Origin of the sequence: Escherichia sp. SCLE84 (assembly GCF_012584495.1) — a bacterium.
Classification (GTDB): domain Bacteria; phylum Pseudomonadota; class Gammaproteobacteria; order Enterobacterales; family Enterobacteriaceae; genus ECMA0423.
Map to the genome: position 1 here is coordinate 890,983 of NZ_CP051430.1, position 24,688 is coordinate 915,670.

Annotated in this window: 24 protein-coding genes; 2 read left to right on the forward strand and 22 right to left on the reverse strand. The window is 52.4% G+C overall.

The genetic code is table 11. The features are described 5' to 3' along the window. Positions 1 to 5: 5 nt before the first annotated feature. Both HGD79_RS04520 and HGD79_RS04525 read right to left on the reverse strand, forming a co-directional pair. Positions 6 to 1,067, reverse strand: a complete 1,062-nt coding sequence (locus tag HGD79_RS04520; RefSeq protein WP_000138717.1) for a YcjF family protein — start codon at positions 1,065 to 1,067, stop codon at positions 6 to 8. Further along, positions 1,064 to 2,461, reverse strand: coding sequence for a YcjX family protein (locus HGD79_RS04525; RefSeq protein WP_168848314.1), 1,398 nt, complete (start codon positions 2,459 to 2,461; stop codon positions 1,064 to 1,066). The genes HGD79_RS04520 and HGD79_RS04525 overlap by 4 nt, the downstream gene beginning before the upstream one ends. Before the next feature lie 154 nt (positions 2,462 to 2,615). On the opposite strand from HGD79_RS04525, the gene HGD79_RS04530 reads away from it, so the two are divergent. Beyond that, positions 2,616 to 3,614 (forward strand): LacI family DNA-binding transcriptional regulator, encoded by a 999-nt coding sequence (locus HGD79_RS04530; RefSeq protein ID WP_000075377.1) that lies wholly within the window; start codon positions 2,616 to 2,618, stop codon positions 3,612 to 3,614. 110 nt (positions 3,615 to 3,724) lie between these two features. On the opposite strand, the gene ompG is transcribed toward HGD79_RS04530, so the two are convergent. From ompG to pspA, 16 genes are all read right to left on the reverse strand, one after another. Beyond that, positions 3,725 to 4,630 (reverse strand): monomeric porin OmpG, encoded by a 906-nt coding sequence (gene ompG / locus HGD79_RS04535; RefSeq protein ID WP_000735257.1) that lies wholly within the window; start codon positions 4,628 to 4,630, stop codon positions 3,725 to 3,727. Between the two features lie 44 nt (positions 4,631 to 4,674). Then, a complete protein-coding gene (locus tag HGD79_RS04540; RefSeq protein ID WP_000057977.1) occupies positions 4,675 to 5,757 on the reverse strand; it encodes an ABC transporter ATP-binding protein in 1,083 nt (360 codons plus the stop codon). A gap of 13 nt (positions 5,758 to 5,770) precedes the next feature. Beyond that, positions 5,771 to 6,430 (reverse strand): beta-phosphoglucomutase, encoded by a 660-nt coding sequence (gene pgmB, locus HGD79_RS04545; RefSeq protein ID WP_000775799.1) that lies wholly within the window; start codon positions 6,428 to 6,430, stop codon positions 5,771 to 5,773. Beyond that, positions 6,427 to 8,694, reverse strand: a complete 2,268-nt coding sequence (gene ycjT / locus HGD79_RS04550) for a kojibiose phosphorylase (RefSeq protein ID WP_000198012.1) — start codon at positions 8,692 to 8,694, stop codon at positions 6,427 to 6,429. Before ycjT ends, pgmB begins: the two co-directional genes overlap by 4 nt. Continuing rightward, positions 8,691 to 9,746, reverse strand: a complete 1,056-nt coding sequence (locus HGD79_RS04555; RefSeq protein WP_001299974.1) for a Gfo/Idh/MocA family oxidoreductase — start codon at positions 9,744 to 9,746, stop codon at positions 8,691 to 8,693. The genes ycjT and HGD79_RS04555 overlap by 4 nt, the downstream gene beginning before the upstream one ends. 9 nt (positions 9,747 to 9,755) lie before the next feature. Further along, positions 9,756 to 10,544 (reverse strand): sugar phosphate isomerase/epimerase, encoded by a 789-nt coding sequence (locus HGD79_RS04560; protein ID WP_000690238.1) that lies wholly within the window; start codon positions 10,542 to 10,544, stop codon positions 9,756 to 9,758. Positions 10,545 to 10,561: 17 nt separating this feature from the next. After that, positions 10,562 to 11,614 carry a zinc-binding alcohol dehydrogenase gene (locus tag HGD79_RS04565; protein WP_000737339.1) on the reverse strand — a complete coding sequence of 351 codons (1,053 nt, stop codon included), beginning with the start codon at positions 11,612 to 11,614 and terminating at the stop codon, positions 10,562 to 10,564. A gap of 30 nt (positions 11,615 to 11,644) precedes the next feature. After that, positions 11,645 to 12,487, reverse strand: a complete 843-nt coding sequence (locus tag HGD79_RS04570) for a carbohydrate ABC transporter permease (RefSeq protein ID WP_000224659.1) — start codon at positions 12,485 to 12,487, stop codon at positions 11,645 to 11,647. Then, entirely contained in the window at positions 12,474 to 13,355 is an 882-nt protein-coding gene (locus HGD79_RS04575; protein ID WP_001080781.1) for a sugar ABC transporter permease, read from the reverse strand. The genes HGD79_RS04570 and HGD79_RS04575 overlap by 14 nt, the downstream gene beginning before the upstream one ends. Before the next feature lie 20 nt (positions 13,356 to 13,375). Beyond that, complete coding sequence (locus tag HGD79_RS04580; protein ID WP_000597458.1) at positions 13,376 to 14,668, reverse strand: ABC transporter substrate-binding protein; 1,293 nt, start codon at positions 14,666 to 14,668, stop codon at positions 13,376 to 13,378. Between the two features lie 13 nt (positions 14,669 to 14,681). Further along, a complete protein-coding gene (gene ycjM, locus HGD79_RS04585; RefSeq protein WP_000810500.1) occupies positions 14,682 to 16,361 on the reverse strand; it encodes a glucosylglycerate phosphorylase in 1,680 nt (559 codons plus the stop codon). A 210-nt stretch (positions 16,362 to 16,571) separates the two neighbouring features. Further along, a complete protein-coding gene (pspE, locus tag HGD79_RS04590; RefSeq protein ID WP_000473109.1) occupies positions 16,572 to 16,886 on the reverse strand; it encodes a thiosulfate sulfurtransferase PspE in 315 nt (104 codons plus the stop codon). Positions 16,887 to 16,960: 74 nt separating this feature from the next. Continuing rightward, positions 16,961 to 17,182, reverse strand: a complete 222-nt coding sequence (gene pspD / locus HGD79_RS04595) for a phage shock protein PspD (RefSeq protein ID WP_001295585.1) — start codon at positions 17,180 to 17,182, stop codon at positions 16,961 to 16,963. Positions 17,183 to 17,190: 8 nt separating this feature from the next. Further along, positions 17,191 to 17,550 carry an envelope stress response membrane protein PspC gene (gene pspC, locus HGD79_RS04600; RefSeq protein ID WP_000907387.1) on the reverse strand — a complete coding sequence of 120 codons (360 nt, stop codon included), beginning with the start codon at positions 17,548 to 17,550 and terminating at the stop codon, positions 17,191 to 17,193. Further along, entirely contained in the window at positions 17,550 to 17,774 is a 225-nt protein-coding gene (pspB, locus tag HGD79_RS04605) for an envelope stress response membrane protein PspB (RefSeq protein ID WP_001274963.1), read from the reverse strand. The genes pspC and pspB overlap by 1 nt, the downstream gene beginning before the upstream one ends. A gap of 53 nt (positions 17,775 to 17,827) precedes the next feature. Then, a complete protein-coding gene (gene pspA / locus HGD79_RS04610; RefSeq protein ID WP_000511025.1) occupies positions 17,828 to 18,496 on the reverse strand; it encodes a phage shock protein PspA in 669 nt (222 codons plus the stop codon). 166 nt (positions 18,497 to 18,662) lie between these two features. Between pspA and pspF the strand changes: the two genes are divergently transcribed. After that, on the forward strand, positions 18,663 to 19,640 hold the full coding sequence (gene pspF, locus HGD79_RS04615) for a phage shock protein operon transcriptional activator (protein WP_000852835.1): 978 nt from the start codon (positions 18,663 to 18,665) through the stop codon (positions 19,638 to 19,640). A 119-nt stretch (positions 19,641 to 19,759) separates the two neighbouring features. Here pspF and puuE read toward each other — a convergent pair whose 3' ends face one another. The 4 genes from puuE to puuR form a co-directional block, all read right to left on the reverse strand. Next, positions 19,760 to 21,025: a 4-aminobutyrate transaminase gene (puuE, locus tag HGD79_RS04620; RefSeq protein WP_000069228.1), complete on the reverse strand. Its 1,266-nt coding sequence runs from the start codon at positions 21,023 to 21,025 to the stop codon at positions 19,760 to 19,762. Positions 21,026 to 21,062: 37 nt separating this feature from the next. Next, entirely contained in the window at positions 21,063 to 22,343 is a 1,281-nt protein-coding gene (gene puuB, locus HGD79_RS04625) for a gamma-glutamylputrescine oxidase (RefSeq protein ID WP_139496361.1), read from the reverse strand. A 1-nt stretch (position 22,344) separates the two neighbouring features. Beyond that, entirely contained in the window at positions 22,345 to 23,832 is a 1,488-nt protein-coding gene (puuC, locus tag HGD79_RS04630; RefSeq protein WP_001695949.1) for an aldehyde dehydrogenase PuuC, read from the reverse strand. 274 nt (positions 23,833 to 24,106) lie between these two features. Beyond that, complete coding sequence (gene puuR, locus HGD79_RS04635) at positions 24,107 to 24,664, reverse strand: HTH-type transcriptional regulator PuuR (protein ID WP_001278727.1); 558 nt, start codon at positions 24,662 to 24,664, stop codon at positions 24,107 to 24,109. Positions 24,665 to 24,688 lie beyond the last annotated feature (24 nt).

The window sequence follows — 24,688 nt, forward strand, 5'->3', positions numbered from 1 at the left end:
TTGCATTATTTTTCGCTGGGCGTTTTGCCTTTTTGCAGCGTTTCTTTCACCTGACCGATAAGCTGACGACGGAAATCCCCGAGGCGAGGTTTGTCATCGTCAATCCACGGCAGCGGGCGGCAAAGCTCCATAGCTTTAATCCCGAGTCGTGCCGTCAGAAGTCCAGCACCAATTCCCTGAGCTGCGCGGGTAGACAAACGAGCAGCGAGATCTTGCGACATCCAGTCCATCCCCACTTCGCGCACCAGTTCGCTGGCTCCGGCAAAAGCGATATTCAGCAATACCAGCTTAAACAGACGCAAACGGCTGTAATACCCCAGTTCAATGCCATACAGCGTGGCGATGCGATTAATTAAACGCAGATTGCGCCAGGCGATAAACGCCATATCGACCAACGCCAGCGGGCTGACCGCAATCATCAACGTTGATTCCGCCGCCGAACGGCTGATTTCGCGCCGCGCCTGGGCATCTAAAACTGGCTGGACCAAATGCGCATACAAACTGACCACTTCACGGTCGTTTTGCGTTTCATGGATTGAGGCATACCAGCGTTGCAGCGCTGGATGAGACTGATCAATACCCGCCTGCTGCGCCAGTTTTTCGCAAAATGCGCGGCCTTTGCCCGTGCCGTGGCTGTGCAACAAATCGCGCGCTTCGTCGCGTTCATGGGCGCGCTGTCGCAAGCGCCATAAGCGCCGCCACTCTGTTACCACAGAACCTACGCCAGCGCCGATAATCAATGCCCCAGCGGCACATCCACCCAGCGCCACCCAGTCCTGAGTTTGCCAGGCATTCATTGTCCACTGTACACCCTGCCCGACAACGCTTGCGCCAAACAGAGCCAGCCCGCCCATCACCATTTTGCGCCACAGGCTGCGTTTCGGACGTAACGCTGCATCCATTACCGCTTCAACTTGCCCCTCTTCTTCAGGCGCTTCATCGAGCGTGGCCGGGGCAAAATTTTGCGCCTGATTTTCGTCAAAGGTCTGCTGCGCCCTGAATTTTGGATTCTGATCGACCTCCAGCGGACCGTCGAAATCAATACGTGGTTTTAACGGTTCGGTCATCGCAATTTATCTCCTATTAAAAATTCAAGCGCGGCATCAAGACGAATATGCGGCAGCGGTTTGTCGACATCCATCACCTGCGGGCGAAACGCTTCAAACTGGAACCCTTGCTTGTCCCAGAACGCCTGACCGGGCAAACGCGCAGGAACTTCACCGGGATAAACGGTGAGTGGCGCACCATCGCTGAGCCGGTTACCGCGCAATGCCGGAATTTTCTCGCCGTTGACGTCAATAATGCCGCTGGTGGTCGCCTGCACCGAGGCCAGCCCCAGGCAATCCATACTAATCCCTTCAAACGCCGCATTTTGCCAGGCATCCTGAATCAGTTGTTGCAGTAATGAAACCATATTGGCGTGCTGATCGATGGTCACATGGTCCGCTTTAGTGGCAGCAAACAATAGCTTATCGATAACCGGCGAAAACAAACGCCGGAACAAGGTACGCTGCCCGTAGTGGAAACTTTGCATCAGCTGCGTCAGTGCCAGACGCATATCATTAAATGCCTGTGGCCCACTGTTGAGAGGTTGCAGGCAATCAACCAGCACAATCTGGCGGTCAAAGCGCAGAAAATGATTCTTATAGAACCCCTTCACCACCTTCTCGCAGTAATAATTAAACCGCTCGCGCAGCATTCCGGCATTGGTGTGCTTATCGGCCTGCGCCAGTTTGGACTCGCCCCAGGCATCGACATCCGGCCACGGGAAGAATTGCAGCGCGGGCGCACCTGCCATATCTCCCGGCAAGACAAAGCGCCCAGGCTGAATAAAGTGCAGCCCCTGCTGTTTACAGTGGTGGAGATAATCGGTCCACGCGGCGGCAATGTCTGCCAGCCGGTTTTCGTCGGCAGGCGCTAGCGGGTCCAGCCCTTCGCACATCATTCGCCATTTGACCGACCATTCGCCGCGCTGACCATTGAGTAAGCCCGTCATCTGGCGTGACCAGCTTAAATAGTCCTGCGCCAGCATCGGCAGGTCGAGCAACCATTCGCCGGGATAATCCACAATCTCCAGATACAGCGTGGAGGTGTCCTTGAAGTGGCGTAGCAGCGGATCGTTCGATTTAAAACGTAGCGCCAGGCGGATTTCACTGACGCCGCGCGTTGGCGTCGGCCAGGCGGGAGGATCGCCATATAACTGCGCCAGTCCTTCATCATATGTGAAGCGCGGAATGCCAAAGTCACGCTGAGGAATGCGTTTTACGCCCAGCAGGCGCTCTTCACGCACCGCGCTTAACAGCGGCAAGCGTGCTCCGGCGTGAATATTGAGCAACTGATTGACCATCGCAGTGATAAACGCTGTTTTGCCGCTGCGGCTTAGTCCGGTTACGGCGAGGCGCAGATGTCTGTCGACACCCCGATTCACCAGCGCATTAAGTTCATTTTTAAGTCGCTTCATTGCTGTCCTGTGCTGCTCTGAAGACCAGAAAAAAATCATTCGTAAGGATATGAATGTGGGGGCCAGGCCATTGATTATCAACTGCCCGTGTTGTCATCGACGGGCGAACTCCATAAGATGTGCAGCATTCACGTTCGGACGGAGTTCCTGACCTATGTCCCCTACTATTTATGATATTGCCAGGGTTGCAGGCGTATCAAAATCCACCGTATCACGCGTGCTGAATAAGCAAACTAATATCTCCCCGGAAGCGCGCGAAAAAGTGTTACGGGCCATTGAAGAATTACAGTATCAGCCAAACAAGCTGGCCCGCGCGCTGACCTCTTCGGGTTTTGATGCCATTATGGTGATTTCTACCCGTTCGACCAAAACTACGGCGGGTAATCCGTTTTTCTCTGAAGTTTTGCATGCCATCACCGCCAAAGCTGAAGAGGAAGGTTTCGACGTGATATTGCAGACGTCGCACAATCCGGCAGAAGACTTACAAAAATGTGAAAGCAAAATTAAGCAGAAAATGATTAAAGGCATTATTATGCTAAGTTCGCCAGCGGATGAGTCATTTTTTGCCCAACTTGATAAATACGATATTCCTGTCGTGGTGATTGGCAAAGTTGAAGGTCAATATGCCCATGTTTATTCTGTCGATACCGATAATTTTGGCGACAGCATTGCGTTGACCGATGCATTAATTGAAAGTGGGCATCAAAATATTGCCTGCCTGCATGCTCCGCTTGATGTCCATGTTTCAGTGGATCGGGTAAATGGTTATAAGCAGAGCCTGGCTGCGCATAATATTGCAGTGCGTGATGAATGGATTGTTGACGGCGGTTATACCCATGAAACAGCACTGCAAGCCGCGCGGGAATTATTAAGCCAGTCACCGTTGCCTGAGGCAGTGTTTGCTACTGACAGCCTGAAATTAATGAGTATTTATCGTGCGGCAGCAGAGAAAAATATTGCTATTCCGCAGCAGTTAGCGGTGGTGGGTTATAGTAATGAAACGCTGTCGTTTATTTTAACGCCTGCGCCAGGCGGTATTGATATCCCAACACAGGAGTTAGGTCAACAAAGCTGTGAGTTATTATTCCGCTTAATTTCTGGAAAACCGTCACCACAGAATATTACCGTTGCCACGCATATGACGCTGAAATAAATACCAGCTACCTTGCCTGAATGCCGGATGCGATGCTAGCGCATCTTATCCGGCCTACATTTATAGTTCGGATAAAGTACTCGTGCCGCATCCGGCAATTTAGCCCATTATCAGAACGAGTAATTTACGCCGACACCTGCATAATGGAATTTATCGCTGTCGCCTTCGTCGTGATCCTGCCACTCAAACGCGTATTCCAGCGAAACGGAAAGCCCGTTCTGGAAATCATAACCGTAAAATAAACCTACACGGTTAAAATCATGGCCTTCACGTTCAATATCATCCTGCCAGTCCCAGTTACTCCAGCGATCCAGCCCAATGCGCGTATACGGCGTCACCGAGTGGTTGCCGAGCGTCAGCGGCAAATAGGCGCGAATTTCTTGCGTAGAAAACTCACCGTTATTGCGGCTGTCGTCCATATTAAAGCCGCGCTCGAGATAATAGTTCACTCGCAAGGCAACCGTTTCGTTGAAGGTATATTGCAGGCCTGTTTCCGTTTCGACTCGGGTATCAGCGTAACCGGTCGTGTTCAGATCGTTGGCAAATTTATACATCGACAACCAACCGTTGAAACGTAAATCGTCAGTCAGTTTCACATCCCAGTCTGGCGCGATTTTCCAGCGCTGCATATTCGCCGTGTCTTTACCCGGTTCATCAACGTAGTGATAACCATAATTACGGAAACCGCCGGTCAGGCCGAAACTGAAATCATCGTTTTCGAGGAACTGATAATGCACCTCCAGCTCCGGGCGATCAAACCACGTTCCACGTTTACCCGCGCTATAATCTACCGGCCCTTCCTGATAATAGGCCAGAGCAATTCTCCACGGCCCGTTGGCGGCATTAAAATAGACTGAAGGCTCCGCCAGCCCATCCATATCTTCGCCATAACCCTCGACGTTTTCTATTTCGTACATCGCGCCGATATTAAAGTGCCAGTCGTTCCTTTCCTCGGCCTGTGCGCAGGCCATTCCCGCACACATCACCAGTGCGGTACAGGGTAATAACTTTTTCATTATTGTTCCTTGTATTATTCTGGGGGAATGCCTTCCCCCTGTATTTAGCGAATTGCTATTTCCGTTTCTGCATCAAAGAAATGACATTTCGTCATATCAAAATGAATAGTGATATTTTCTCCTGCATGATAATCATTTAACGCACCAGCACGGACCACTAACTCGTGCCCCCCAACCGTGGTGTAGAGCATAAATTCCGCACCGGTTAATTCTGCCACGCTAATTTTGGCGGAAATGTTATTTTCCTCTTGCGCGTCCGGATGAATATCTTCCGGACGTATTCCCATCACGATGGGCTTATGTAAACTTCCCTGTGTTTTCAGAACCGCTAATTTCTCTTCGGGAATGGTTAATTTAAGCGTTTCCGTAACGAATTTATCGCCATCGATCGTGCCACGAATAAAATTCATCGCCGGTGATCCAATAAATCCGGCAACAAACATATTCGCTGGTTGGTTATAAACCGTTTTCGGCGCACCAACTTGCTGAACAATCCCATCCTTCATAATCACAATCCGCGTCGCCATGGTCATCGCTTCGGTCTGATCGTGGGTCACGTAGATCATGGTGGTATTCAGCTTCTGGTGTAGCTTGCTGATCTCTGCGCGCATTTGCACGCGCAGCTTGGCATCAAGGTTAGAGAGCGGTTCATCCATTAAAAACACGCCCGCTTCGCGCACAATCGCCCGCCCGAGCGCCACACGCTGGCGTTGCCCGCCGGAAAGCGCGCCCGGCTTGCGTTTCAGGTACTCACGCAGGCCGAGAATTTGCGCCGCCCAGTTCACCCGCTCATCAATCACCTCTTTGGCGATTTTTTGCATCTTCAGGCCAAACGCCATGTTGTCGTAAACCGTCATATGCGGATACAACGCGTAGTTCTGGAACACCATCGCTATATTGCGTGCTTTGGCTGGAACGTCATTCATTCGTTTGCCGTCGATCAACAGATCGCCGCCGCTGATCTCCTCAAGCCCGGCAATCATGCGCAGGGTGGTCGACTTACCGCAGCCCGACGGGCCGACAAACACGATGAACTCTTTATCGGCAATTTCCAGGTTGAAGTCCTTCACCACATGCACCTGGTTATCGTAGATTTTTTGAATATGTTGTAACGAAAGCTGAGCCATGTTGATTCCTTTGCTATACGTTTTGCCAGAAGGCCGATAACCGCGACCAGGTCAGAGAGTCCGTTGAAGGCAACAGTAATTGCGCCCCGGTTAAGCCCGCGCCGATCCCCACCGAGCGCATACCGCTGGCGTTAATGGCGTCAATGCCCGCCTGCGCATCTTCAATGCCGATACATGCCTGCGGCGGCACGCCCAGCCCGGCACAGGCGGCGAGAAAGATTTCCGGGTCCGGTTTCGAGTTTTTAAGTTGGGAAGCATCCGCGCAGAAGGTGAAAAACTCGCGCAGCTCCAGCGCCGCTAAAATCGTCGGCGCATTCAGGGAGACAGAAGCCAGCCCAACCGGGATCTGCTGTGCACGGAGATCTGCCAGCAAAGAGCGAATGCCGGGTAGAACAGCGCTGACCGTCAACTCGCGCAGTGAGTGGACATAGAGCAGATTTTTGCGATACGCCAGTTGCGCCCTCTCCTGCGAGTTAAAGTCGCCCTCTTTGCCCCCGTGTTGCAGAATGCGCCGCAGAGACTCATCGCGGCTGATCCCTTTTAGGGATTCGTTAAACTGCGCATCAATGCTGATGCCAATTTCAGCGGCAATCTGCTGCCACGCCTGGAAATGCAGATGCGCGGTATCGGTGATTACACCATCCAGATCGAAAATTACCCCTTGCAGTTTCATTCATCCTCCTGATGTGTGGTAGCGGTCCCATTGAAGGGCAAAATAAAATCACCCAAACAGAAAACAGATTCTTCAGCCACGGATATAAGCTGACCGTTCAAACGCAGTGAAACGGGCGCAGAAGTTCGAATCGCAATACGCTGCGCGTCAAGAGTGACCTGTAATTCGCAGCCCTGCCAGAACAGAGGGAAAGACAACTGTTGCCACTGCTCAGGTAACGCCGGATTGAGATGCAATTCACCGTCACGCACGCTCACCCCGGCAAAACCCTGAATCGCCCCCAGCCAGATAGCGCCAGTTGCGGCAGCATGGATACCATCATCACAACTATGCGGATCAGCACCAAGATCGATTTCAGTCCCCTCGCGCCAGAACTGATAACTTTGGGTCAGCAGGCCACAGCGTGCGGCAACAATGCCGTGGATTGCTTTACTTAATGACGAGTCGTGAATAGTGCGCGGTTCATAAAATTGCAGATTGGCAAGACACGATGCCGCTGAGAACTGCTCCGGCAGCATGTAATTGAGCATCACCACATCAGCTTGTTTGAGGATTTGCATCTCGTTCACTTCTGCGCGTGAATAATCCAGCAGAATGGTTTGCTTCCCCGCCGCCGCTTTGTATTTCGCCAGATTAATCGCCGGCTTAGCCATAAACGAATCATCCTGCGGCAAAACGCCGTCGGGCTGAATTTCTGGCAGCCGCAGTTCTTTAAGGAACATTTCGGCGCGATGGATAAACGCATCGTCGCTACAGCCAAACTGGCGGGCAATACTCAGCGCCTGCTGGACGTTGTAATACGCCATATAGCTGGTGAAGGCGTTATTATTGACATGTTCGGTATATTCGTCAGGCCCAATAACATCATGAATTTCCAGACGGTCGTTAACCCTCACCGCGCGGCTAATCCAGAACTTTGCAGTTTCCAGAAGTAGCGCCATGCCTTCATGCGCAATGAAACTTTCATCCCCCGTGGTCTGCCAGTATTGAATAACCGCCCAGGCGATATCGGCCACCAGATGATGTTCCGCCTGCGCCGAGGCCACTTTTTGCCGCAGCCCGGTGCGAATGTTAATGGCGGCAAATTCCGGCGTCTCTTCTTCGCCGCTGCGCGCGCTTTCCCACGGAAATAGCGCGCCCTGCCAGCCGTTGCGTCGCGCTTTCTCCTGCGCGCCTGGCAAGTTGTGCCAGCGATAACGCAGTAAACTTCGGGCAACCGTCGGATCGCTAAACAGATGAAACGGTAACAAAAATACTTCTGTATCCCAGAAAACGTGGCCTTTGTAGCCTTCGCCGGTTAAGCCTTTTGCCGCAATGCTGCTGCGCTCGTCGTGGGCAGGCGTCATGATGCGCAGATGATAAAGCGCATAATCTAACGCTTGCTGATCGTGCGCTTCGCCGCCATTTACCGTGATACGACGTTTCTGCCACCATTGACGCCAGTTTTCTGTTGATACTGCAAGAAGTTGGTCGTAACTCTGCTGCGCGCACATTTCAAGCTGGCGAAGCGACGCGCTGCCCCACTCGTCTAAAACGGCTTGCCTGTCATCCCGCCAGTCGATCCACACCAGTTTTTGCAACGTCACTGTCTCGCCTGCATGAAGCTGCGCACTGGTATGTTGCTGCAAACGGCGCTCTTTGGCGGTATAGCATTGCTGCACATCACCGCTCACCATACAGCAACAGCTGATGGCCACATCACTGCGTCCATCCTGGGTGGTGTAGATCCCCTGCATCAGATGCTGACCAAACACCCGCACCTGGGTTTCGTCGAGATGTTGGCGACCGTGGTTGGTTTGCGTGGCGTCGATACCTGTTGAAATCAGCACTGACGCGTCGGCGTCCAGTGGCGTAATAGTGATTTCCAGCACAATGAGCGGCAGTTGGTCTGCCGAAACAAAGCGACGGCTGGCGATGGTGTAACCTGTGCCGTTGCTGGTACGCCAGACAACGCTACGGCGTAATTCTCCACTGGCAAAGTCAAGTTCACGCTGCCAGGCTTCGCGGGATAACGAGAAAACCTCACCATTTATGGCAATCTCCATCCCCAAGATATCAGGCAGGTTCACCAGTTCGTTGATTTCACCTTTTCCCGCCCGATGATACAGCCCCGCCAGATACATCCCTCGCGTCTGGCGCGTGTAATCTTCTTCATGGCTGGCGCGAAGCCCAAGATAGCCGTTCCCCTGCGCCATCAGCGATGCATACTTGTTCAGGGTATGCTGGCTGAAATGGGGTTCTGATAACGTTACTGGCCTGGTCATAATTCCACACGCGTCCCTGTTTCTGCGGATTGATACAACGCCGCCACCAGTTGCTGGATGATGTACCCCTGCTCGGCGTCGGCTATCATCACGGGCTTGCCCTGTACGTGATTGATAAAGGCTTCCATGCTGCGCAAATGGCGGTTGTCGTCTGCCAGTTCCCGTTGCATCAGCGTCATTAATTCACCGTTGTTATCGGTGTAGATATGTGCTGGAAACAGCGTCGCACCGGCTTTATCACCACAAAAGCTGACGTTCATAATCGACTGTTCGCGGATGTTGAGTGCAAATGACGTTTCCAGCCACAGAATGCCGCCGTTATGAAATTCAATGGTGCCAAATAACGAATCTTCGACGCTGTAAGTTGCCGGATCCCACTCGCCAAATTGACCGCAGCTCTTTTGCGTGCCGATCTTTTGAAAGCTATGCGCATTCACGCTTTTCACCGCCGGAAAGCCCAGCACATACATCGCCGCATCCAGCATATGAATGCCGATGTCGATAAGCGGGCCACCACCCTGCAGTTCTTTATTGGTAAAGACACCCCAGCCGGGAACGCCGCAGCGACGCAGGGCGCGGGCGGTGGTAACGTAAATCTCTCCCAAAACGCCGTTGGTCACCTGTTCACGCAGCTGTTGCGTATCGAGCGCAAAACGGTGGTGAAAGTCGTAGGCCAGCACCTTGCCCAGTTTGCGCGCGGTATCGCACATTTCCCGCGCCTGTTCTGGCGTCATGGCGGGCGGTTTTTCGCACATCACATGGCAGCCCGCTTCCAGTGCCATCAGGGTATGTTCGTAATGAAAACGGTTAGGTGAGCAGACGCTAACCACATCAGGTTTCACCGCCAGCAGCATGGCCTGCGGATCGTCCCACACGGATGCATTACCGTATTTATCTGCCAGCGCCTGCGCCTGGGAAAGGCGGCTGTCACAGACAGCCACCAGTTCCAGATCGTTGCGGGTGCAGTAGTACGAAGCATGAACCTTATCCGCCACCTGGCCTGCGCCTATTATCGCGACCCGCAGCGGAGAGCTTGTCATTGCACTTTTCACAAAGACCTCTTAGCAGGTACGCAACCAGGCCAACGAATCACGGTACGCCTGGGCAGGATCTTCCGCCCGGATACGCCCTTCGTACACTACATAGCCCTGATAGTTATCCGCGCGCAGCTGTTCAAACAGCGCGTGGAAATCCAGGGTGCCGCTGCCCGGCTGGTAGCGATGGTTATCCGCAATATGCACATGACCGAGCAGGTCGCGGTTGTCATGCAGCGCCTGCGCCAGGTTATCTTCTTCGATATTCATGTGATAGAAATCGCCGATAATCTGTACATGTTTAAGATCGTTTTCGACGATGTAACGGCGGGCATCGGCGAGGGTGTTGATCATATGATCCTGATAGCGGTTTAACGGTTCGAGATACACCACGGTTCCGGTACGCGCGGCGACCTGTTCCAGTACGTGCAGGGAATCACTCACCATTTTGCGGTCGCCGTCCAGGCTACGCGGCGAGGTCATCGGCGGTAAGCGGAAGGTAAACATGCCCCACGCTGCCGGAACGACGATACCTTTACCCCCCACTTCTGCCAGCGCTTCGAGAATGCGTTCGATCTGCTTTAAGCCATTAAGACGACGCTCTTCGATAAAGTCGCCAATCCAACCGTCATAGCCACCGCAGGCGGTGGTCACCGGTAAACCGGTTTCTTTGATTGCTGCTTTGACTTCTTCGAGATTGTTGACCAGCAGTTTGCCGTCAATCTCAAAACCATCGAAGCCCATCTCTTTGATATAACGAAATTTCTCCAGAATGTTTTCCGGAAAGAATGCCTGATTCTGTGTGCCTATTTTCATTTTTTCATTCCTTTGAATTAAAACGTAACGCCCATTTTGATGCTCTGTTCCGGATGCTGATCGACATACTGCATGTAGCTTTCCGGGCTCTTGGCAAAGGTCACTACCGGGTCGATTAAATCTTCGCAATTGAGATAACCGTTCATCAGCAGTTCCCAGCAGGTTTCTTCAATACGCTTACGGCTCCAGCGCGGATAATCCGGGTTCGGTTCGCTGCACGCACGGGAGAAAACAATTTTGGCGTTATTGAAATGCGCTTCGCGTCCGAGGTTAAAACCTTCAGCAAATGGTTTGGCAAACGCGACATAAGAGATGGTGCCGCCATAAGCAAGGCCACGCAGCGCCGATTGCAGCGCGTCGGCGTAACCGCTGGTTTCGATAATCACATCGGCACCCTGCTTGCCGGTCAGCGTTTTGATCTCTTTTCCTACGTCAGTGCCAATGGGGTTAAGGCAGAAATCAGCACCGTGGCGACGGGCAATATCACAGCGATAGGCGATAGGATCGACGCCAATCACCACCGACGCGCCAGCGCGTTTCGCCAGTTGGATGGCTATTTGACCAATCGCGCCAAGCCCTACCACCACCACAAAATCACCCACGCGCACGTTGGCATCGCGCACGCCGCTCATGGCAAACTGCGCCGGGTCGTAACAAACGGCGTTTTTCCACGAGCTGCCTTCCGGCATTTTGCGCAGCTTGTAGTTATTCACCGCGTTAATGATGACCGTCTCGGAGAGCGGGCCGTAGCCGCATACGCTGTCGCCCACCGCGTAGTCGGTAACGTCGCTGCCGCACTCGATAATGTCGCCAACCACCATGTTGCCAAGCTGGAATTTGCCAAACTCAATGCCGCGCGGCGCATCTGCCGGACGCGGAGTGAACATCTGCCATTCGCCGTTAAAGTCTTCATCGATAAACGGGCTGGCGGCGCGGAAGTCGACCACTTCCGTTCCGTGTTTCGGTGCGCCGAAACGCACGCGGATTTTCACTTCATTGGCTAAAATCGCCCGATCTTCATACTCAACCAGCGCAGCAACACGCGGTGCTGTGGCTACTAACTTTTTCATTTAAAACTCCTTGTAAAGAAACTGGCCGCTTTAGCCCTTCACGCCACCGGCGGTCAAACCACTCTTAATAAAACGTTCCGAAAGCGCATACATAATCACCACCGGCAATGCGGTCACCAGTGAGGCCGCCATCATCCGTCCCCAGATGTAATCTGGCGTACTGAACAGCGCGTTCAGGCCCACCGGTAAGGTGAAATTGCTGGCGCTGGAGAGGAAAATCGACGCAAACAGATAGTCGTTCCACGCCACCATAAAGCAGTAGACGAACACGGATATCAGCCCGGACATCGCCAACGGCACGGTGATGCGGAAGATAATTTGCAGACGGTTGAGGCCATCCATCATCGCCGCTTCTTCGATCTCATCGGGGATGGTGTCGAAGTAGCTTTTCAGCATAAACACGGCGGTGGGCAGAGTTTGCGTCACCATGGTGATGATCAGCGCCATCTCGGTGTCGTAAATGCCCAGCGCGGTGATGATTTTGAACAGCGGCACCACCAGCAAAATGCCAGAGAACATATACACCGTGTAAAAGCTGGCATTGATGGTCATCCGACCTTTAAAGCGCAGGCGGGAAAGCGCGTAAGCCCCAAGAATGCCGAGGAATACCGCCACCACGGATGAAACCACCGACACCACCAGACTGTTACGGAAGTAGTCGACAAACGGGAAAATCATCGGGTTAAAAATGTCGACGTAATGCTCCAGCGTCCACTGCTGCGGCAGCAGCGTAGGATGCAGTGAGATCGCCTCTTTCGCGCCCTTGAACGAGGTCATCAGCATCACAAAAAATGGAAACAGCGTGATGATGAGAAACAGCGCCAGCCCGCAGTAAAAACCGATGCGACTGAGTGTGCGTTTATTTGTTGCCATTGAGGTTCACCCGTTTCCTGGTCAGCAGAATGACAGCGAAAATAATGATGAAGAGCACCACCGAGATCGCCGCCGCTTTCCCTAAGTCATTAAAGGCAAAGGCGGTTTTGTAGAGATATACACCGAGAATATCGACCTTGGTCGTCAGCAAATAAACATCCGCGAACATGTAGAACATCCAGATGGTGCGCAGGGTCACCACCGTCGCCAGGACCGGCATAATCGCGGGCAGCGTGACGATACGAAACCGTTGCCAGGCATTAGCGCCATCCATCTCTGCAGCTTCGTACAGCGATTTGTCGATGGTCTGCAAAATCGCCAGAAACGAGATAAAGGCATACGGGAAGTAGCGCCAGATGGCGAACAGCACCACCAGCACAAAGCTACTGCCCGGATTATCGAACCACAGCGGTGCCTGCTCATAGAGATGCAGAAGATCGACGCCGAGGTAGTTCACAATGCCGTAGCCGTTGTTGAACATGTATTTCCAGGCAAACACCAGCGAAATGGACGGCGTTACGTAGGAGAGGATCACCAGCGAACGCGCGGTTTTGCGCAGATGGAACTCGCGGTTGAAAAACATCGCCACTGCCAGCCCGAGCACGGTGCTGCCCGCCACCACCAGCGCGGTATACCAGACCGTCATCCACAGCGAGTGCCAGAAGCCGGGATCGGAGAGGATACGCACATAGTTACTCACCCCAACAAAGGTTGACTCGATGTTGGGATTGAGCGGCAGACGTAAAAAACTGATTTCGATATTCGACACCATTGGCCAGGCCACCAGACCACCCAGCAGTAATAAGCTGGGCGCGAGAAGCAGCAGCGCAAAGGGCATATCGGAACGACCTGAAAAAAGCCTGTTCATTGCGGATTCCTGTCCTGGGTTTAGTGCTGTTCGATCAGTTCATCCAGCTTTTTCTGGCTCGCTTGCAGCGTGCCAGGGAGATCGGCTTTACCCACGGTGACGTTATGCACCATGGAGCTCACCACTCCAGACCCCGTCACATCACCCATGCGGGTAAAGTTTTTATCCCCTACTGCACCAAAGACCTGAATATTTGGCAGTTCACCGATTAGCTGATTCGGTAGTTCACCCAGCGCCTTAATAACGTCGTTGTCTTTCCAGGTGGCGGTAGTGACAACCGCTTTATTCACCGGCAGCGCAGCACCTGGCGACATCATCACCCAGTCGGCAATGTTGTCTGCCTGCTCCATAAAGGTGACAAATTTTTCTGCTGCTTCCGTCTCTTCGGTCTTTTGCCCGGCGGTAATGGTCAGCGAGGTCAACATGCCGTAGACCGCAGAGTTTTTCTCGGTTGGCACCACGAAACCGACGTTTTTCGGGTCGCCTTCTTTAATCACAGCCGGAAGGATATAGGTGGAGTAAATCGCCATCGGCGCGGTGCCGTTCATAAAGGCGTCTTTCACTTCCATGATGTCGTTAGAACCCGGCATAGTGTTGGCAGCAAGGTCGCGGTAATAGGTCAGTGCCTGCATCATCTCTGGTGTATCAAGGGTGATTTTGCCTTCGGCGTTAAAGACGTTAGCCTGGTTGGATAACGCAAACTGGGAGAAGGATTGTTCCGTCAACACGCTTTCTGCTGTAGGCAGCGCAATGCCGTATTTTTTATTCGCCGGGTCATTCAGTTTCTGTGCAACGTCCAGCAGCTGTTGCCAGTTTTTCGGCTCCTCAAGCCCCGCTTTTGCCAGCACATCTTTGCGATACCAGATACCGCCAATCCAGGCGCTGACAGGAACACCGGTCCATGCGCTACCATCTTCGGTACGCACAATACGCAGTACGCCATCGTAAAACGCGCCTTCACCAACGTTACTGATGACTGTGGCAACCGCTTTGCGATCGATAAGCTGCTCTTTGTCCATCACTTTGGCGTAGTCATGGCTGGTTTCGATCACTTCCGGCAGCGAACCGCTACGTGAAAGAGTAATGACTTTAGTGTTATAGGCATCTTCTTCCACGGGCACTTGCTTAACGGTGATGCCAGGGTTTTCTTTTTCAAAACGGGCAATCAATTTACTGATAACGGCCTGGCGCTCCTGCTCCACCGAAGAATGCATAAATTCGATGGATACATTCGTTTTATTTTCTTCTTTACAGCCTGAAATCAGGGCGCAGGAAACCAGTGCTGATAACAGCACGATTTTTGATTTAATCATGAGATGTTCCTTTTTATTTAATCCACATAACCTGCCAGGGGCGCAGCGTTATTTCATTACCCAATATATCAACTTCACTAATCAGATCCCGACCATGCAGATTAGTAATATTTACATGCTGAATATTTTTACTGACATTAAACAATCCAGTCAGACAATTACCATCAGCGTTACTTCTTTGAATACGCATTACGGATGAATTAATCGTATCAATGGTAAAATTATTATCCGGATGAAACTCGTTATGGCTGCGACGAAGTGTAATTAAACGCGACAACTCATGATATACCGCATGCCTTAATGTAGCTTCATCGTTCAGTTCTCGGGTTATCTCTTTACTGTGATATTTTTTACGGTTAATCGCACGGTTATATCCGAGTTTTTCGACACCTGCGTAATCATTACGCGAGCCAAGAATACTTTGAATATATATCGCTGGCACACCGGGGAAACTTAACAAAATCGCATGGGCGAGAATAAACCTGGCGCAACGTTCTTCATCGCTACTCTCACGGCGGCTTAACGCATCCATATAGGTCACATTTATTTCATACGGACTGCGTGTACCGTCGGGATTATTTTTCCAGTTTACTAATGCACCTTCCTGCTGTAACGCCTCGACCAGCTCTAATATTTCGCTTTCAGGCAACAAGCCCCGTAGCGGGTTTAGCCCGATGCCATCGTGAGAGGCGAGGAAGTTAAACCAGGTGGTGTTGCTGGAAGGTAGTGTCAGGTTTTGCGCCCACGCACAAAGCGCCTCAACGTTCTGTTTTTGCACCGCATGCAGCACCAGTGGCGGCAGCGAGAACTGGTACACCATATGTGCTTCGTCATCGCCTGCGCCAAAGTAAGCAATGTTGTCTTTATGCGGAACATTGGTCTCGGTAATGATCACTGTACCTGGCGCAACGTTATCAATAATCGACCGTAACAGTTTGATAATCAGATGTGTTTTTTCCAGATGGATGCAGCTTGTTCCCGGCTCTTTCCACATAAAGCCAACGGCATCCAGGCGGACATACTCAGCACCTTTCGCAAGGTAACAGAGTAAAACATCCACCATCGCCAGCAACACTTCAGGGCTACGGTAATTCAGGTCAATTTGATCGTCACTAAAGGTGGTCCATAAATGGCGCGTTGAATGATCGCGCATCTGGAATGGCGTTAATAACGGTAACGCACGCGGGCGAGTGACGGCGCTGAGATCGGTTTGCGGGTCAACGGCAATAAAAAAATCTTCAAAACCTGGATGCTGTTGTAAATAGTTTTTAAACCATTCACTTTTTGCCGACATATGGTTGCAGACAAAATCAAACATTAAATGACTGCATTCACCGAGTTGCTGAATATCCTGCCACTCCCCCGCTTCACTGGCGACCTGATGATAATCAATTACCGAAAAGCCATCATCAGATGACCATGGATAAAACGGCAACAAATGAACATGTGAAAAAATGCTTTGCAGCCATTGATGGTAAAACTGATTAAATGTGGGTAATGGTTTTAAATCATTGCTGTGAAATTGATCGGCATAGGTAATTAACACGACATCACTTTCATCCCAGTGTTTTTTACGTCGCTGTGTAATTAATCGTTTCGCACTCTCAAGACGCGTTACAAGTTTCTGTAAATGAGTTGCGGTAAATGTTCCACCGTAGATTTCGTCCAGGTAATCCGTAATTTTCTGTTTCATGTTGCCTTTCCGTGGTAGCGGTCCCATGAAACGAGAGACTACTCCGCAGAAAATAAACTGTCAATTGAGCACAAGGGTTTTAGTCACGCAGGAAATCATTTTTTACCAGGGAAAAAGCGTATTTGTGAGCTGACGCAAATAATCTATGGGGATGTAAATAAGGTGTGACAGAAAAAAACGGCGCATAAGCGCCGCTCATGGTGAATTCTTTTAACCTTTGACCTTCGGCATTGCGATGTCTTTCAGGCCACCGGCGTTCTCAACGTGGGTATATCCCATCTCGCTAAGGATCTCTTTTGCTTGCCCTGACTGGCGTCCGGCATTGCAATACACTTTCACGGTGTCGTTTTTATCCGGAACGGCGGTGGCAATGCGCTCTTTCACTTCCTTCAGGGGAATATTGATGGCCCCCTGAACGTGCTCTTGCTGATACTGCTCTGGAACACGAACATCGATCCAGTGTTCAGCGGCGAAAACGGGCAGTGAAAACACCAGTGCCAGAGCAAGTAAGCCTTTTTTAAACATGTAAGCGTCCTTCTATGGATGAAAATTGCCATCCATTATACGCCTGAGATTTAACAATTTTTGCGAAACTCCCCTCACCTTTTATAACGCTGTGCCAGTTTATTAGCAGCCCGACTTAACAGCGGTTCCAGCGCCACAGCCAGCAACATTTTCAGCGGTCGGCGAGCAACTGATTTTATCGCCCAGCCCGCTACACCCGCCGGGCCATAGCGCAGTGCGGTAAGAAGTACCAGCTTGCCTGCTAATTTGAAACCAGGCTTTACCTTTTGCCCGGCCTGTTGCCAGCGAGTATTCATAACTTTCCTCACAGTTGACGGAAACGGCTACGTAACGTGAAAGTATCGGAAGTGACATAACGTTCCATCTCGCGTAAACGCGTTTCACTTGCCGCCAGTTCACGGTCGACTTCATCCAGCAATTCGCTGCTGGAAGGTAGCTGCTCACCAAAGGCCATGTTGTCCGGCATTGGATCAAGCGCAAATGACAAAATGATGTAAGCAACCAGGGTAAACAGCGCCAGACCGAAGAAAATCGACAGCACCACCAGGATACGCACCAGTTTTACCGGTACATCAAAATAGTTGGCAATCCCGGCGCAGACGCCGCGGACCATGCCCTGCTGTGGAATACGCCATAATTTTTTATTGAGATTAATGCCCGCCATTAGCGATCCCTCCAGTTCGGATGTTCTGCATCAAGAATAGATTCCAGCGCCTGAATACGTTCGCGCATCCGTTTTGCTTCATCAGCCAGTTGCGCTAATCGCTGCTGCTCACTTTGCGACAATTCACTGCGACCAGAACGATTGCTGTAATGCAGCCATAACCAGATCGGTAAAACAAACAGCACAAAAATGGTTAACGGAATAGCCAGAAATAGCGCGCTCATAAGTACTCCTTAGACGATGAGCGGCGGCGCGTTCGGACGCCGCCTGGATGTTATTATTGATTGTCTTGCTTCATTTTGGCTTTTAATTGTGCCAGTTGTTCGCTGATTGCATCATCGGCTTTCAGTTCGGCAAACTGATCGTCCAGCGATTTTTGTTTACCGAAGCTGTGGCTTTCTGCTTCCGCTTCCATCTGGTCAATACGACGTTCGAAAGATTCGAAACGAGCCATTGCTTCATCCAGTTTGCCACTGTCCAGCTGACGACGCACATCGCGCGACGAGTTTGCCGCCTGATGACGTAACATCAATGCCTGCTGGCGAGCGCGTGTTTCGCTCAATTTGTTTTCCAGCTCACCGATCTCTTTCTTCATGCGTGCCAGCGTGTCGTCCACCAGCGTCACTTCATGTTCCAGGCTCTTAATCAGATCGGTCAGTTTCTGTTTTTCAATTAACGCTGCACGTGCCAGATCCTCTCTCTCTTTCAGCAGCGCCAGTTCGGCTTTTTCCTGCCATTCAACTTCACGCGCCGACGCTTGTTCAATACGGCGAGTCAGCTGTTTCTTTTCTGCCAACGCGCGCGCCGAAGTAGAACGTACTTCAACCAGTGTATCTTCCATCTCCTGGATCATCAGACGAACCAGTTTCTGTGGATCTTCCGCTTTCTCTAACAGAGCGTTGATGTTGGCATTCACGATGTCGGCAAAGCGAGAAAAAATACCCATAATGTTGTCCTCTTGATTTCTGCGTTCAGGATTGTCCTGCTGAACTGTTAATACAATTTGCGTGCCAATTTTTTATCTTTTTGATTTATAAAGATCTGATTGAAGAATCAACAGCAACATGCCAGGATGAGTTAGCGAATTACACTAACAAGTGGCGAATTTCATCATGGCAGAATACAAAGATAATTTACTTGGTGAGGCGAACAGCTTTCTCGAAGTGCTGGAACAGGTTTCGCATCTCGCACCGCTGGACAAACCGGTGCTCATCATCGGCGAACGCGGCACCGGTAAAGAGCTGATTGCCAGCCGCCTGCATTATCTCTCCTCCCGTTGGCAAGGGCCGTTTATTTCCCTTAACTGCGCGGCGTTAAATGAAAATCTGCTGGATTCCGAACTGTTTGGTCACGAAGCGGGGGCGTTTACCGGTGCGCAAAAACGTCATCCTGGGAGATTTGAACGTGCCGACGGCGGTACGCTATTTCTTGATGAACTCGCTACGGCACCGATGATGGTGCAGGAGAAATTATTGCGCGTGATTGAGTACGGTGAACTGGAGCGCGTTGGCGGCAGCCAGCCATTGCAGGTGAATGTGCGGTTGGTATGCGCGACGAATGCCGATCTCCCGGCGATGGTCAATGAAGGCACTTTTCGCGCTGACCTGCTCGACCGACTGGCTTTTGATGTTGTACAACTGCCACCACTGCGCGAGCGCGAAAGCGACATAATGTTGATGGCAGAACACTTTGCCATCCAGATGTGTCGGGAAATCAAGCTGCCTCTGTTCCCGGGGTTTACGGAGCGCGCCAGAGAAACATTGCTGAATTATCGTTGGCCGGGAAATATTCGTGAATTGAAAAACGTGGTGGAACGTTCAGTGTATCGCCACGGCACCAGCGATTATCCGCTTGATGACATCATTATTGATCCCTTTAAACGGCGTCCGCCTGAAGACGCTATCGCCGTTTCAGAAACCACCTCGCTTCCAACACTGCCGCTGGATTTACGTGAGTTTCAGATGCAGCAGGAAAAAGAGTTGCTGCAACTCAGTTTGCAACAAGGGAAATATAACCAGAAGCGCGCGGCTGAATTACTGGGGTTAACTTATCATCAGTTCCGCGCGTTGTTGAAAAAGCACCAGATTTAGCGAAGTTGAGCAATACAACTTGCCGGATGCGGCGTGAATGCTTTATTCGGCATACATAATCAATACGTCGTTTGCAGGCCTGATAAGCGCAGCGCATCAGACATTATTGCGTTGGGCTATTAATCGCTCAGCGCATCCTGCAAAATTTTCATTGCCGCATCGAATTGCACATCCGGGATGGTCAGCGGATACAGGAAGCGAATCACGTTGCCGTATGCGCCACAGGTCAGCAGGAGCAGCCCCTGCGCCAGCGCGCGTTGCTGGATTTTCTGTGCAATCGCCGCTGACGGCTTGCCCGTTTGCGGATCGTTAAACTCTGCCGCAATCATCGACCCCAGGCCGCGTACCGCAGCAATGGCCGGAACGCTTTCTTTGGCATCAATCAACGTGTTTTTGAGACGCTGGCCCAGTTGATTCGCGCGTTCGCAGAGTGATTCTTTGTCGATAATATTGAGCACCGCGTGCGCGGCAGCCACCGCCAGCGGGTTCCCGGCGTAGGTGCCACCCAACCCGCCCGGCGCGGGCGCGTCCATAATATTCGCGTTACCGACCACGCCCGAAAGCGGCATCCCGCCCGCGAGGCTTTTCGCCATCGTCATTAAGTCCGGCTTATCGGCGTAATGATCCATGGCAAACAGTTTACCGGTACGCGCAAAGCCGCTTTGCACTTCATCGGCAATCATCACAATACCGTGCTCGTCGCACAGGCGGCGAATGGCGGCAACCAGCTCTTTTGGCGCAACGTTGAAACCGCCCTCGCCCTGCACCGGTTCGAAAATAATGGCCGCGACCTGCTTCGCTTCGATGTCTGATTTAAACAAGCGTTCGATGGCGTCGAGGGAGTCCTGTGTTGAAATGCCGTGTAAATCTGACGGATAAGGTACGTGATACACCGAACCAGGGAACGGGCCGAAGCCGATTTTGTACGGCGCAACTTTTCCGGTCAGCGCCATGGTCATATATGTACGACCGTGGAAGCCACCGCTAAACGCAATCACGCCAGGTCGTCCGGTATGGGCGCGAGCAATTTTCACCGCGTTTTCCACCGCTTCCGCACCGGTAGTGAAGAATGCGGTTTTAGCCTGCCCGCTCACTGGGGCAAGGGCGTTAATTTTCTCCGCCAGCGTGACGTAGCTTTCGTACGGCACAATCTGATACGCCGTGTGGGTAAACTGTTGCAATTGCTGCTCCACCGCCGCGACCAGATCAGGGTGGCGATGCCCGGTATTCAGCACCGCAATGCCTGCGGCGAAATCGATGTATTCGTTGCCCTCTACGTCCTTCAGCGTAGCGTTTTCTGCCGACTGGGCGAAGAAGTTACACATCACGCCAACCCCGCGTGGGGTAGCAGAAAGACGACGCTGATGGAATTCATTGTTGCTCATGTTTCACACCTTTTGACTCTTCACTGTTAATCGGAAATTAAACGCCCAGACGATCGCGCAGGCTGTAATAAGCCGCGCCCATCGCGGTAAATGGCACGCGCAGCGTGCGCCCGCCGGGGAACGGGTAATGCGGCAGATTGGCGAAGGCATCGAAACGTTCGGCGTCGCCGCGCAGCAGTTCGGCAATCAGACGCCCGGCAAGATGGGTACAGGTGACGCCGTGGCCGCTGTAGCCCTGCATGTAATAGATGTTGGTATCAAGGCGACCGAACTGCGGCATGCGCGACAAGGTCAGCAGGAAGTTGCCCGTCCAGCGGTAATCAATTTTCACGCCCTTCAGCTGCGGGAAGGTTTTCAGCAGTTTCGGCACCACAAGGCGCTCAACGTCATCCGGGTCGCGCGCGCCGTAGACCACGCCGCCGCCGTACAGCAGGCGGTTGTCGGCGGTAAGACGGTAGTAATCAAGCAGATAGTTACAGTCTTCCACACAGTAGTTTTTCGGGATCAGCGAACGGGCTAAATCTTCCGACAGCCGTTCGGTGGTGATCACCTGCGTGCCGCACGGCATGCTGCGTTTCGCCAGTTCCGGCTCTACTTTATCGCCCAGATACGCATTCCCGGCGACAATCACATACTTCGCCGTCACCTGACCTTTGGCAGTTCGCACAACGGCTGGCGTGGTGTGCTGGATCTGCGTCACGGCAGAAAGTTCATACACGCGCCCGCCGTTGAGGCGGATGGCGTCCGCTTCGCCAATGGCGAGGTTTAGCGGATGAATATGCCCACCGCTGTGATCCAGCAGCGCACCGGTATAGCGATCGCTGGCTACTTCACGGCGAATGGCGTTGGCGTCCAGCAATTCCAGCTGTTTATTGCCGTAGCGTTCCCAGTTCTCTTTCTGCTCTTCAAGTGTGGCGAGCTGTTTATCATTCATCGCCACAAACAGGCCGCCGGGGCGGTAGTCGCAGTCAATCTGATAACGTTTGATACGTTCGCGGATGATCTCACCACCTTCGAACATCATGCTGCCGAGCATACGGGCGGTGTCCATGCCGTAGCTTTTTTCGATCACGTCGATGTCGCGGCTGTAGGAGTTCACAAGCTGCCCGCCATTGCGCCCGCTTGCGCCAAAGCCGATGCGTGAGGCTTCGAGAACCACTACGTCAAAGCCCGCTTCCGCCAGATGCAGCGCGGAAGAGAGCCCGGTATAGCCGCCGCCGACCACGCAAACGTCGCAGGAAATCGACTCATTCAGCGTGTCGAATGGCGCGTATTTATTCGCACTGGCGGCGTAGTAACTGCTGGCATGTTCGGTCATTTCAGGCCTCCAGGCTTATCCAGATGGTTTTCAGTTCGGTGAATTTTTCAAGGGCATGCAGGGATTTGTCGCGACCGTTGCCGCTCTGCTTATAGCCGCCAAACGGCACGGTCATATCGCCGTCGTTGTAGTTATTGACGAAGACGGAACCAGCCTTCAGGCGGCGGCTCATGCGGTGCGCGCGGGAGAGGTCGCGCGTCCATACCGCCGCGCCAAGGCCGTACTGGCTGTCGTTGGCAAGCTGTAGCGCCTGGTCTTCTGATGTGAAACGCGTGACCACCAGCACCGGACCGAAAATCTCTTCGCGGCTTAAGGACGCATTCGGGTCTACATCCACAAAGATGGTCGGGCCGATGGCGGCAGCCAGCTCAGCGTTACGACCATCCAGCAGCAGTTGCCCTTTGCTTTCGCCTTCCCGAATAAAGCTATGGACCGAGTCAGCGTGAGCGCTGTCGATTAAGGTGCCCATGGTGGTTGCGGGATCAAGTGGATGGCCCGGCTGCCAGTTTTGCGCCTGCTGTTTTAACAGGGCTAAGAATTCATCGGCGATGCTCTCTTCCAGTAACAAACGCGTTCCGGCGATGCACACCTGGCCCTGGTTGTAGAAGATGCCTGCGGCGGTGGCGCTTGCCGCTTTTTGCAGATCCGGACAATCGGCGAAAACGATGTTGGCGCTTTTGCCGCCCGCTTCCAGCCAGACGCGTTTCATGTTGCTCTCGCCCGCATCTTTCAGCAGCTGTTTCCCGGTACGGGTCGAACCGGTAAAGGCAATGGCGTCGATATCGTTATGACGCGACAGCGCCTGCCCCGCTTCATGACCAAAACCTGTCACCACGTTCAAAACACCATCCGGCAAGCCTGCTTCTTTCGCCAGCCCCGCGAGACGAATCGCACTGAGCGGTGATTTTTCAGACGGTTTCAGGACAACGCTGTTCCCTGCTGCCAGCGCCGGGCCAAGCTTCCAGCAGGTCAGCAGCAGCGGAAAGTTCCACGGTACGATGGCGGCAATCACACCGACCGGTTCACGCACGATCATCGCCAGCTCATGGCTACTGGTGGTCGCCACTTCGCCATACACTTTGTCGATCGCTTCGGCGTACCAGCGAATGGCGCGCGCCGCGCCGGGAATATCATCACGCAGACTGTGACGAATCGGTTTGCCGGTGTCGAGAGTTTCCAGCAGTGCCAGCTCTTCGGCGTGGGCTTCCATTAAATCGGCGAGTTTATTCAGTACCGCTTTACGTTTAGCCGGAGAAGAGAGTGACCAGTCGCCGCGTTCAAATACGCCGCGTGCTGCGCTCACCGCACGGTCGATATCGACGCTCTTGCCGCGGGCAATTTTCGCCAGCGGTGCCTGGGTGACCGGATCAACGGTTTCAAAGGTTTCATTTTCCGCCGCAGCAGTATATTCACCGTTAATAAATAAGCGGGTTTCAATGGCGAGACTTAACGCTTTATCCTGCCAGTAAGCCAGATGATGAAAATTCATTATGACTCCTGTTTCACGTCTATCAGATATATGCAGTTTGTGAACGTCAGGGCGCAGAGATCCCCGGGCCGTATGCCCGTTTATTTCTGGCGACATTCTTTATATACACTTCATCCTTCAAGCCGCCTCTGCCTTGGCTGCGTTCGCTCCCCCGAATCACTTACCTGAGTAAACTCATCGGGATTCGCTCACTTGCCGCCTTGATGCAACTTGAATGATTTTGTGTATAGATTGCCGGGCGCATTGCGCTTACCCGGCTTACAGAACAAAAAGATTAAAACGTGGTGGGCGTATGGGCGCTGATAATTCGGCAAATACCTGCCGACGTATTACTGAAACTGTGCGGGATGCCGGTATTAATGGCATAACTTTGCCCCGCGACGAGGTGGTAATCCTGACCATTAATCGTCAGAACAATTTCACCTTCCAGTACTGTGCCTATTTCCTCACCCTGATGCTTAATTCTTTCCCCAGTGGTTGTGCCCGGCTGGTACGTTTCAAAGATCATCGCCAGCGTGCGATTCGGGTTACCATTATGAACCAGCTTCATTGACACACCCTGACTGCCCATCTCAATTAAGTCGTCCTGATTAATGACGACCTGCGGCTCATCAGGTTTTTCCGGCTCGGAAAAGAATTCCGAGAGTGACAGACCATACACCTTCAGCAGCTTTTGCAGCGTACTGATGGCAGGGCTGACTTTATCTTGTTCTATCGTACTGATAGCACTGTGAGTCAGCCCGGAGAGTTCGGCGGCACGACGTTGTGAAAGCCCCTGCTGCTGGCGGATTTCCGACAAGCGTTTTCCTGGCGCCAGTCCCTCATCACTCATATTTGCATTTCCTTAAACTGTAGT

Coding starts and splice junctions, on each gene's coding strand:
- HGD79_RS04520 (WP_000138717.1), bottom strand. CDS start 1,067: ATGACCGAACCGTTAAAACCACGTATTGATTTCGACGGTCCGCTGGAG.
- HGD79_RS04525 (WP_168848314.1), bottom strand. CDS start 2,461: ATGAAGCGACTTAAAAATGAACTTAATGCGCTGGTGAATCGGGGTGTC.
- HGD79_RS04530 (WP_000075377.1), top strand. CDS start 2,616: ATGTCCCCTACTATTTATGATATTGCCAGGGTTGCAGGCGTATCAAAA.
- ompG (WP_000735257.1), bottom strand. CDS start 4,630: ATGAAAAAGTTATTACCCTGTACCGCACTGGTGATGTGTGCGGGAATG.
- HGD79_RS04540 (WP_000057977.1), bottom strand. CDS start 5,757: ATGGCTCAGCTTTCGTTACAACATATTCAAAAAATCTACGATAACCAG.
- pgmB (WP_000775799.1), bottom strand. CDS start 6,430: ATGAAACTGCAAGGGGTAATTTTCGATCTGGATGGTGTAATCACCGAT.
- ycjT (WP_000198012.1), bottom strand. CDS start 8,694: ATGACCAGGCCAGTAACGTTATCAGAACCCCATTTCAGCCAGCATACC.
- HGD79_RS04560 (WP_000690238.1), bottom strand. CDS start 10,544: ATGAAAATAGGCACACAGAATCAGGCATTCTTTCCGGAAAACATTCTG.
- HGD79_RS04565 (WP_000737339.1), bottom strand. CDS start 11,614: ATGAAAAAGTTAGTAGCCACAGCACCGCGTGTTGCTGCGCTGGTTGAG.
- HGD79_RS04570 (WP_000224659.1), bottom strand. CDS start 12,487: ATGGCAACAAATAAACGCACACTCAGTCGCATCGGTTTTTACTGCGGG.
- HGD79_RS04575 (WP_001080781.1), bottom strand. CDS start 13,355: ATGAACAGGCTTTTTTCAGGTCGTTCCGATATGCCCTTTGCGCTGCTG.
- HGD79_RS04580 (WP_000597458.1), bottom strand. CDS start 14,668: ATGATTAAATCAAAAATCGTGCTGTTATCAGCACTGGTTTCCTGCGCC.
- ycjM (WP_000810500.1), bottom strand. CDS start 16,361: ATGAAACAGAAAATTACGGATTACCTGGACGAAATCTACGGTGGAACA.
- pspE (WP_000473109.1), bottom strand. CDS start 16,886: ATGTTTAAAAAAGGCTTACTTGCTCTGGCACTGGTGTTTTCACTGCCC.
- pspD (WP_001295585.1), bottom strand. CDS start 17,182: ATGAATACTCGCTGGCAACAGGCCGGGCAAAAGGTAAAGCCTGGTTTC.
- pspC (WP_000907387.1), bottom strand. CDS start 17,550: ATGGCGGGCATTAATCTCAATAAAAAATTATGGCGTATTCCACAGCAG.
- pspB (WP_001274963.1), bottom strand. CDS start 17,774: ATGAGCGCGCTATTTCTGGCTATTCCGTTAACCATTTTTGTGCTGTTT.
- pspA (WP_000511025.1), bottom strand. CDS start 18,496: ATGGGTATTTTTTCTCGCTTTGCCGACATCGTGAATGCCAACATCAAC.
- pspF (WP_000852835.1), top strand. CDS start 18,663: ATGGCAGAATACAAAGATAATTTACTTGGTGAGGCGAACAGCTTTCTC.
- puuE (WP_000069228.1), bottom strand. CDS start 21,025: ATGAGCAACAATGAATTCCATCAGCGTCGTCTTTCTGCTACCCCACGC.
- puuB (WP_139496361.1), bottom strand. CDS start 22,343: ATGACCGAACATGCCAGCAGTTACTACGCCGCCAGTGCGAATAAATAC.
- puuC (WP_001695949.1), bottom strand. CDS start 23,832: ATGAATTTTCATCATCTGGCTTACTGGCAGGATAAAGCGTTAAGTCTC.
- puuR (WP_001278727.1), bottom strand. CDS start 24,664: ATGAGTGATGAGGGACTGGCGCCAGGAAAACGCTTGTCGGAAATCCGC.